Source organism: Dietzia maris, assembly GCF_014144855.1.
In the GTDB taxonomy this organism is placed as follows: domain Bacteria; phylum Actinomycetota; class Actinomycetes; order Mycobacteriales; family Mycobacteriaceae; genus Dietzia; species Dietzia kunjamensis.
Map to the genome: position 1 here is coordinate 1 of NZ_JAALDN010000548.1, position 2359 is coordinate 2359.

Consider the following 2359-nt stretch of genomic DNA (forward strand, 5'->3'; position numbering starts at 1 on the left):
AGCGGCCGCCGCCGTGGGCGCGGGAGCCGCGGGGCCGGGGGCGACGACGACGAGGGCTGCCGCCGCGAGCAGTCCCGCGATCCCGGTCCGGTTCACGATCCCGGCGGCGTGGGAATCGGTCCCAGGTAGGGGGCGACCGCCTCACACCGCGGTTCACGCGGGTCGGCGGGGTCGAGGGCGTTGAGCACGAAGTCCGCGGTCCGGGGATCCGAGGCGATGGCCAGGTGCTCGGCCCGGTTCTGCTCACACCCGTCCTGGATGGTGATGTTGGTGGCCCGCGGGCCCTCGACCACACCGGAGGTGTACGGCCGGACCAGCTGGTCGTACCGGGTCACGAGGTTGAGGTAGGTCACGCCCGGCGCATAGGGGGTGCCACCCGACCACAGGAGTTCGAGCGTCTCCGACCCGGCGGCCATCTGGCCGAGGGACGGAGCGATCTCGACCGCACGTCCGCGGTCCCCGCTGGCCAGGGCGGTGCCGATCGCCCCGGACCCGGTCCCGCGGGAGCCGTGCCACAGCGGGGCTATCGCGGCGACGGTGTTCACCTTGCCGGGTCGGCCGACCTTGGCGACCAGGCCGGAGACGAGCGTCCCCTGCGAGTGCCCGATGAGGTCCACCTGCTCGGCCCCGGTCGAGGCGAGGACGCGGTCGACGAACTCGCCGACCTGCGGCACCGATACCTCCGTGATGTCCGACAAGCCGCCCAGGAGACTGACCGGCCACGGCTGACCGGGCAACGCCCCGTAGGTGAGCGTGTAGACGCAGTAGCCCTCGTTGTGCAGCAGCGGCCCGTAGGTGGCCCAGTTGGTGACCGCGCCACCGGAGGTGCCGTGGACCAACACGACCGGGCGCGGCTTGTCGGCGGTGGGGCGGCACGACCAGTCGTTGGCCCCGGGCAGCTCCGCCCCCGGGGCGGTGAGCGCCCGGGCGGCCCCGGAGAAGAAGGAGTACGGCACCGGCAGCGGTGCCCGTCTCGACGGGTCGGTGGCGTTCGCGGCGCCCACGCCCGTCACCGCGAGGAGGGCGGCGCCGGTGACGGCCAGGGCGGCCCGCAGGGTTCTCATCTGCTCATTAAGCCACGCCCGGTGATCATCGGGAGGTCCTTCGCGTACACGAGTCCCGGCGCCGCCGCCACGACCGCCTCCACCGAGTTGACCAGCCGCATCGCGGTGACGAGCATGCCGGAGACGTTGTGATCGCCGTGCTCGGCGTGGTGTCCGAACTCCACCCACATCGCGGGCTCGCCGGTGATCTCGATGCGGTAGCAGCCGTCGCCGTGGTCCGGGCGCGGCCAGTCGGGGGCCTGGTCGTGGGCAGTGCGAGTGACGTGCTCCAGGACGATGCGGTCCTCGCCGTCGACCTGCCCCACCACCTCGAACCGCAGCGCGGCCTGCGTCCCCTCCGGGACCTCGCACGCAAGCAGGGTCAGGTCGCCGCGGGCAGGCGCTCGTGTCGCTCCAGGAGCGGTTCGTCGAGGGTGACGTCGAGGGCGGCCGCGAGCTGGCGGACCACCGATCCCCAGCCCGCCGCGAGCATCCCCGGACGCAGCAGTGGCGGCAGCGAGTCCATGGGCCCGCCGAAACCGAACAGTCGCCGCATGGTCTCACCCTGGTGGTACACGGAGTAGTCGGCGATCTCGCCCACGTGGATGTGGTCGATCCGCCGGGACAAGCTGGTCATGGCCAGCGGCAGGACGTCGTTGGCGAAGCCGGGGTCGATGCCGTTGACGTGCAGCGTGGCGCCGCCTTCACGTCCGGCGGCGGCGAGCTCGGAGACCATCTCCTCGGGCAGGGTGCCGTGCGGGTACTGCAGCAGCACCGGACCGGAGGCCACCACGTCGATACCGGCGCGCAGGAAGCGGCAGAAGTCGGAGATCGCGTCCACGAACCGCGTCTCGGTCTCGGCGGTGTAGACCACCGCGTCCGGGTCCAGCGCGAGCAGCGCGTCAGTGTCATCGGTGGACGCGATACCCAGGTCGCGGTCCACCCCGGCGAGTCGCCCGGCGTCCACGCCGACCTTGGCCGGGTCGGAGACGTACAGGCCCACCAGTTCCAGCTCGGGCCGGGCGGCGATCGCCTCGACTGCCATCCGGCCCAGATACCCCGTCGACCATTCCACTACCCGGATCGTCATGGGCACCGACCCTATCCGCCGCTCCCCACCGGCGGATGGCCCTTCTGGCGGACCGCCCACGGCGCTCACCTGTCATGTGGCGAGGGCCCGCGCTCCCCGACGTCCTTCGCGGCGTCCGGGTCCTGGGCCCGGGGACGGCCCCCGACGTGGGCCTCCTCGCGCATCCGCTCGCTCATGTGCGGGTAGTGCAGCTCGAACGCGGGGCGCTCGGAGCGGATCCGGGGCA

General features: G+C 72.7%; 1 protein-coding gene and 1 pseudogene. Both read right to left on the bottom strand.

Annotated elements, in window-relative coordinates; all coding sequences use genetic code 11:
• Positions 1 to 92: 92 nt before the first annotated feature.
• The gene (locus tag G6024_RS16045; protein ID WP_159149158.1) at positions 93 to 1064 is read right to left on the bottom strand and encodes an esterase/lipase family protein; all 972 of its coding nucleotides are present in this window, start codon (positions 1062 to 1064) and stop codon (positions 93 to 95) included.
• Positions 1061 to 2133: pseudogene (locus tag G6024_RS16050) on the bottom strand (NAD(P)H-dependent amine dehydrogenase family protein). The gene G6024_RS16045 and the pseudogene G6024_RS16050 overlap by 4 nt, the downstream one beginning before the upstream one ends.
• Positions 2134 to 2359: the final 226 nt, after the last annotated feature.

Bases quoted from the DNA above. Each gene is read 5' to 3' on its own strand.
- G6024_RS16045 (WP_159149158.1), bottom strand. From the start codon at position 1,064: ATGAGAACCCTGCGGGCCGCCCTGGCCGTCACCGGCGCCGCCCTCCTC.